The organism is Tissierellales bacterium, assembly GCA_035301805.1.
GTDB lineage: Bacteria > Bacillota > Clostridia > Tissierellales > DATGTQ01 > DATGTQ01.
Genome location: DATGTQ010000166.1, coordinates 1 through 7,298 on the forward strand (window position 1 = coordinate 1; position 7,298 = coordinate 7,298).

The following is a 7,298-nucleotide window of genomic DNA, read 5'->3' on the forward strand; positions in this document are numbered from 1 at the left end:
CGTAACCCTAAATAAGGAAGACAACGCTTCAAGGAGGTTAACTACGACCTCTATCTGTACAATTATTATCTCACAAGAAGTGTGAGATAGAAAAGAAAATATAGTTTTTAAACTATGACTTTATTATACGAGGAGGTTATATTACCGAAAAAGTTGACGAAGATAATATACGAACTTTTACTGTTAAATCTTTATACGACGGTGTAGAAGAATATACTATAGGAAAGATAAATAAAAAGAATGGCTCAAAGGATATTTATAAAGAATCTTTTAGCTCTGGAATGGTTTCTATTCTTGATAAAAGCCTTAAAGATAGGGATGCTATAGTATTAGATGAATTAGGTTTTATGGAAAATAATATAGATAAATTTACATCTAAAGTATACGAATTGCTAGACAGTAATAAAATAGTACTTGGAGTTTTAAAAGATTTTAACTGTAATTTTCTAAATAATATTAGAGCTAGAAACGATGTAATTATAGTAGAAATTACAAAGGAGAATAGAGATTTTGTTATTAAAAATATCCTAGACATATTAAAATCTTTTAATATCCCTTTTAAAAAAGAAACTAGTTTTCAATGGACTCCTAAAAGAATCAACTGGTATAATAAAGCTTTAGATCATCCTCATTCTCACTATCCCGATTCTTTTATTAAGGAAATAAAAAAACATACTGGAAATTTAAAAGATAAAACTGTTTTAGATATTGGTGCAGGAACTGGAGCTTTTGCTATACCTTTTATGAAAGAGGGAGCATATATAACGGCTGTTGACCCTTCTCTTAATATGATAAACTCTTTAACTAATAGAGCTAAGTTACATAATCTAAATAATTTTAATTGTATAATTTCACCTTTTCATAGAAGCAATCCTTCAAAGCACGATATAGCTATATCTGCTTTTAGTGGAGGTGGTACTAAATCTAAAGAAGGTATAAAAAAAATGCATAGTCTAGTTAGGGAATATAGTTTTATAATATCTTCCTTCGAAAATCAGCAAAGTAATTTTAAATCAGATATTTTATACAAAATGCTTAATAAATCTCCTCGTAGGAAGAAAACTCGCAAAAATACTTTATCTAGCACATTAAGTATATTAGATAGTTTAGGATATAAATATAAATGTAAAGAAATTGAGTATGAGTTTTCCCAGTATTTCCATAGTTTTAATGAGGGAATGGAATTTTTTATTGATAAGTTTAGTATTGAGAATTTTGATGAGATTCAAATAATAGAGAACTTTTTAAATAAGTTTTTAATTAAAGAAAATAACTACTTAGTTTTTGAAAATATAAAAAAATCTTGGTTAATAGTAATACATAAATAAATATCATATAAAATATATTGCCCCTATATACAAAATCCTCTATATATAGGGGCTGTACAATTTAGTTTAAAATAGACAAGATAAGAAATCTTCTTTTGAAATATTACCAAAATATTTATATATTTCAATGCCCTCTAAGGCTTCTTCAATATCACCAATATCATATCTTAAACCAATTAATATTTCTTCTAATTCCTCTACATTTTCAGACCCAAAGAAATCTCCATATATTTTACATTCTTTTATTTTTCCGTTGGATACATCTAAACGTACTTCTATACTTCCTGCTGAAAATCTTTTATAGTTTTTATAATTAAAATCAGGGGATTCTCCAAAATTCCATTCCCAAGTTCCATACTTTTCATCTACTAGGTTTTGAATATCTTTCTCCTCTTTATCCGTTAGTTCATATATTTCTATTGGTTGATTTTCCATTTCAAATATATACTTAAGAAGAGTATCTCTGAAAGTTAAAATATCAATATCTTCTTTTAAATGAGGTTTAATATTTGTAACTCTACTTTTCACTGATTTTATACCCTTCGACTCATATTTTTCTTTTTTTACTTTCAGCGCTCTTGACAATACATCTAATTCTGAGTTAAATAAAAGAGTACCATGATTTAAAACTCTACCTTTTCGTAAACTTTGGGCTATACCAGAGAACTTTTTACCTTCTATTGTTATATCATTTCTCCCCGAAAATTCCCCTTTAATTCCAAATTTATTTAAAGCTTTAATAATTGATTCATTGTATTTTTTAAAATCAATCCTAGCTAAATTATCAGATTTAGTTATAATTGAAAAGTTTAGATTCCCTAAATCATGATATACTGCTCCACCGCCTGTTATTCTTCTTACTACATTAATATTATTTTCTTTTACATAATTCATATTTATTTCTTCAATAGTATTTTGATTTTTACCTATAATTATAGAAGGTCCATTAATCCATAGAAGTACATAATCTTCATCCTTATCAAGATGCTTAAAAGTATATTCCTCTAGTGCTAAATTATAACGTGGATCATTTGATTCATTTACTATATATTTCATATAATTTTCCCCTTTCAATAATTAATAGTTAATATAAATAGCATACTAAAAATATAATTACCTAATAACTTTCCATTTTAGTTATTCTTCCTTATTAACAATCAAAAACCTATCAATAGCAAATAATATACCTAAAGAAATGGTTCCTAAAAGAATATCTAATATACTAGTACTACTAATAAGCATTTTCCTAGATATAGCATAAAGCATTAACTCTAATATACTCTCTGTAGTATGGGTTAATAATGTAATAGCTAACTCTAAACCTATTATCATTATAAGTACGTGAGAAAAAAACCCCTGCAAAACATCATAGGACTCTGTTGCATTAGTGGAAATTATATCATAAATTAAACTTAATAAGTCCTTTGCGCTTAATACAACTGCTATTAATATTATACATGCTAAAATTGTTTCTACAATGGATATAGACTTTTCCAATCTTTGTTTAAATAACTTTGATTTTTTATTCATAGTTTTCTCCCTTTCTTATTTACCCAATAATATATTACAATTATTTATTGATATTTAGTGCTAATTATCCACTATATAATATTTTAACCTTTTTTTCGCTATTAGGCAATTACCTTTGTAAAACACAAAAAATAACCTAGGAAATCTAGGTTATTCGACAATTAGTTTATGTTGTTGAAAAATATTCTTTATATCATTTATTAATTTTTCATCTGGAGCTTTAATATCATCTAGGTCATAATCATAACCTAATTCCCTTCATTTATATTATCCTATTTTATGAAAGGGAAGTATTTGAACTTTTTCTATATTTAAATCTACATACCCATAAATAAAACTAAGTTAGTAGGGATCCCTACTAACTTAGTTCAAAATTTTCTATATGATTTCCAACTAAAATAGCCTCCCTTAATTTAAACATATCTTTAATATCTCCAAACAATATTCCACCAGTTATTTTCCCATTGGTTGTAAATAATTTATGATGAATTTCCTCACCTTTCTTATATTCGTATATTTTATCAAATTCATTTATGTCTCCCATTGAAAATAATTTTATATCTCCAATTTCCAATCTAGTATAAGGTTCTGATAAAGTATATTCTTTTGTCTCTCCTGCCATGTTTAATCCAGCTATTTTTCCTTGTTCATTTCCCACTGTCCAAAGTCCCAGAACAGTACTATCTACCTCTACTACATCACCAGCTGCGTATACATTAGACATATTTGTTCTTAAATATTTATCCACTATTATTCCTTTATTAAATTCTAATTCTGTATCTCTTACTAAATCCAAATTAGGCCTTATACCAGAAGAAATCAAAATACTATCCGTTTCAAAAGTTCTACCTCCTGAAACTTTTAGCCCAGACACTTTGCTTTTCCCTAAAATTTCTTCTGCAGCAGAATTTAAATATATATTAAAACCTAATTTTTCTAATTTCTTTGATAATCTTTTCGATAATTCTTCATCTAATTGTTTGGGCAGTAGATATGGCGCAAATTCTACAATATTCACTTCCTTATTTAATTGCTTAACGGCCCAGGCTGCTTCCAGACCTAAAAGTCCTCCACCTATAATTGTTATATTTTTACAGTTTAAAAGATATTCCTGAATATCCTTTAAATCTTTTATACTCCTTAAAGCAAATACACCTTTTTTAAATTTACCTGCTATTGGGGGAACAAAAGGTCTACTGCCTGTTGATAATAAAAGTTTTTTGTATTCTATTAATACTCCATCATCTAATTTTATTAAATTGTTATTAAAATCAACTTCCTCTACAATTTTACCTAATATTACATTAATATTCTTTTCCTTGTACCAATCTTTTTTATTAACTAAAAGATCCTCTTCTTTAAAATCTTTACATATGTATTCCGTTAATTTCACTCTATAATAGGTAAGATAGTGTTCCTTTGAAACTATAGTAATATTACCCTTTTCATCGTTTTTTCGTATCTCGTTAGCTGCAGACAATCCAGAAATTCCATTACCTATAATTAGATAATCAACCTTTTTTCTGACCATATTTTCACTCCTTTGTTCCATCATATCTACATTCTATCATAATACTACCCTAATGTTAAGAACACTCTTTAAAAAGAGTGTTCTTAATACTGAGCCTTTATTTCTGTCCATATAGCATCATATTGAGATATAAAATCTAATGGGTCTTTAAATATTTCACATTTTTTTATTTCTTCATCCCTTGGATAAGCAACTTTACTATTTTGAATATCTTCAGGTAAATCTTTTATAGCCTCCTTATTTACAGTTGAGTATCCAATATAATCTGTATTTCTTACAGCAATATCTGGTCTACATAGAAAGTTTATAAATAATTCTGTTTCCTTTTTATTTTTAGATGTTTTAGGTATTACTATATTATCAAACCATATATTTGAACCTTCCTTAGGAATTACATATTTTAAATTAGAATTTTCTCTAATAATAGCTGTAGCATCACCAGACCATACAACGGCTAAAGCCGCTTCTTCTGCTACCATTAAATCTTTTACTTCATCTACAACGTAGGTATAGATTAATGGTTTTTGTTTTATTAACTCTTCTTTAGCTTCCTCTAACTCTTTAACATCTCTACTATTCATAGAGTAGCCTAATTTTTTAAGGGCTACAGCAATAGTATCTCTTTGACTATCTAACATAATTATATTATCCTTGTACTTCTTATCCCATAGAATATCCCAACTATCTACTTTCTTCTTTACCATTTTTTCATTATAAACTATACCTACTGTTCCCCACATATAAGGTACAGAATATTCACCTCTTGGATCAAAAGACAAATTAATAAATCGTTCATCTATATATTTAAGATTGGGAATATTACTTTTATCTAATTTACAAAGCATATCCTCCCTTATCAACCTTTCAATCATATAGTCAGAAGGAAAAACAATATCATAATTTGAGCCTCCCGATTTTAATTTTACATACATATCTTCATTAGTAGCAAAGGTACTATAATTTACTTTTATACCATATTCTTTTTCAAAATCTTCTATTACAGTAGGATCAATATAATCTCCCCAATTGTATATATTGATAGTTTTTTCATTGTTCTTACAGCCTGTAAGCAAACTAAGCATCAATACAAGCATAAAAAATACTATAATTCTTTTTATAAATTTTTTCATATTATGTCACCTCTATGCCCTAAGTTTTTATCTGTCCTTTTATTTATAAGGATCAAAAGTATTAAAACACTTAAAAACATCAAAGTTGACAATGCATTTATAACAGGGTTTATACCCCTTCTCGCCATTGAATATATTGTTATGCTTAAATTCGTTACATCAGACCCTGTGGTGAAAAAACTTATAACAAAATCATCAATAGAAAGGGTAAAAGCAATTAAAGCTCCTGTAACTATTCCTGGCATAATTTGAGGTATTACTACCTTCCTTAATGCATAGAAAGGTGTAGCTCCTAAATCCATAGCTGCCTCTGCTAAATGTTTATTTAATTGCTTTAACTTTGGTAGAATAGATAATATTACATAAGGTATATTAAAGGTTATATGAGCTAAAAGCATAGTAGTAAAACCAAATTCTATATTTGCAAATCTAAATAAAGTCATTAAAGCAACGGCAGTAACTATATCAGGATTTAATACTGGTAAATAATTTAAATTTAATACTATCTTTCTACCTAATAATTTCATATCATAAATACCTATTGCCGCAATAGTTCCTATAATAGTTGCAATAATAGAAGATAATATAGCAATTAATAAAGTATAATATAATGCCATTAAAACTTCTTCATTCTTAAATAGTTCTAAATACCATTTAAATGTAAAACCAGTCCATGTTCCTCTAGATTTAGAATCATTAAAGGAAAATGCCATAAGAACTATTATTGGTGCATATAAAAATAAAAAAATTAAAAAAGTATAAAATTTCTTTATAAATTTATTTACCATAAGCTCCTCCTTCCTTATCATTATCAAATCTAGTAGTAATTGCCATAGATATTAATATAAAAATCATCATTATTATAGATATAGCAGAACCAAAATGCCAATCCCCTGACCATAAAAATTGTTGCTCAATTAAATTCCCAATAAGCATATATTTTCCGCCACCTAAAAGACTAGATATTATAAAAGTGCTTACTGCTGGCATAAAGACCATAGTAAAACCAGATACTACCCCTGGTATACTTAAAGGAAAAATTACCCTAGAGAACACTTCTAATTTACCTGCTCCTAAATCTTCGGCAGCTTCTATTAAATTTTTATCAATTTTAATTAATATTGTATAAATAGGTAATACCATAAAAGGTAAAAAGTTATATACCATTCCCAATAATATTGCACTATCAGTATAAATTAACTTTAAAGGTTCAAAGCCTAAAGCTTTGATAATACTATTAATAATTCCATTTCTTCCAAGAAGAGTCGTCCACGCATAGGTTCTAAGTAAAAAATTCATCCACATAGGAACAACAAATAAAAGAATCATTGCATTTCTTTTTTTCATAGGTTCCCTAGAAATTATCATAGCTATAGGATAACCAAGTAAAAAACAGATAACTGTCGATTTAAGAGCTAATGTTATGGACTTACCTAGAACCTTTAAATATATAGGATTCATAAATCTTTCAAAATTATCTAAGGTAAATCTCAAATTTTTTAATTCTAAAGTTTCTCCCTTAGTAAAAGCAAACAATAAAATTAATAATAAAGGTATTACTATAAAAATTATCATCCAAACTACATAGGGATAAGCAATCCTTTTTAATTTCATTTAATTCACCTTCTTCATAATATGAATATTTTCTGGAATTACTGTAAGACCAACTAAAGTATTTATTGAAGCCATATTAGTACTATGAATTTTCCATATGAAATTATCACTTTCTACTAATATTTCATAATGAACTCCTTTAAAAGTTACCGATACAACTTTCCC

7 protein-coding genes are annotated in these 7,298 nt (G+C 27.2%); 1 reads left to right on the top strand and 6 read right to left on the bottom strand.

Going from position 1 to position 7,298, the window contains the following annotated elements:
- Window positions 1-140 precede the first annotated feature (140 nt).
- On the top strand, window positions 141-1,328 hold the full coding sequence (locus VK071_08460; GenBank protein HLR35340.1) for a nucleoside-triphosphatase: 1,188 nt from the start codon (window positions 141-143) through the stop codon (window positions 1,326-1,328).
- A 66-nt stretch (window positions 1,329-1,394) separates the two neighbouring features.
- On the opposite strand, the gene VK071_08465 is transcribed toward VK071_08460, so the two are convergent.
- The 6 genes from VK071_08465 to VK071_08490 all read right to left on the bottom strand — a co-directional run bounded on the left by VK071_08465 (window position 1,395) and on the right by VK071_08490 (window position 7,133).
- On the bottom strand, window positions 1,395-2,384 hold the full coding sequence (locus VK071_08465; protein HLR35341.1) for a lipoate--protein ligase: 990 nt from the start codon (window positions 2,382-2,384) through the stop codon (window positions 1,395-1,397).
- Between the two features lie 81 nt (window positions 2,385-2,465).
- Window positions 2,466-2,858 (bottom strand): hypothetical protein, encoded by a 393-nt coding sequence (locus tag VK071_08470; protein ID HLR35342.1) that lies wholly within the window; start codon window positions 2,856-2,858, stop codon window positions 2,466-2,468.
- Between the two features lie 358 nt (window positions 2,859-3,216).
- Entirely contained in the window at window positions 3,217-4,389 is a 1,173-nt protein-coding gene (locus VK071_08475) for an FAD-dependent oxidoreductase (protein ID HLR35343.1), read from the bottom strand.
- Window positions 4,390-4,472: 83 nt separating this feature from the next.
- Entirely contained in the window at window positions 4,473-5,519 is a 1,047-nt protein-coding gene (locus VK071_08480) for a spermidine/putrescine ABC transporter substrate-binding protein (protein ID HLR35344.1), read from the bottom strand.
- Window positions 5,516-6,307 carry an ABC transporter permease gene (locus VK071_08485; GenBank protein ID HLR35345.1) on the bottom strand — a complete coding sequence of 264 codons (792 nt, stop codon included), beginning with the start codon at window positions 6,305-6,307 and terminating at the stop codon, window positions 5,516-5,518. Before VK071_08485 ends, VK071_08480 begins: the two co-directional genes overlap by 4 nt.
- Complete coding sequence (locus VK071_08490) at window positions 6,297-7,133, bottom strand: ABC transporter permease (protein HLR35346.1); 837 nt, start codon at window positions 7,131-7,133, stop codon at window positions 6,297-6,299. The genes VK071_08485 and VK071_08490 overlap by 11 nt, the downstream gene beginning before the upstream one ends.
- Between the last annotated feature and the right edge of the window lie 165 nt (window positions 7,134-7,298).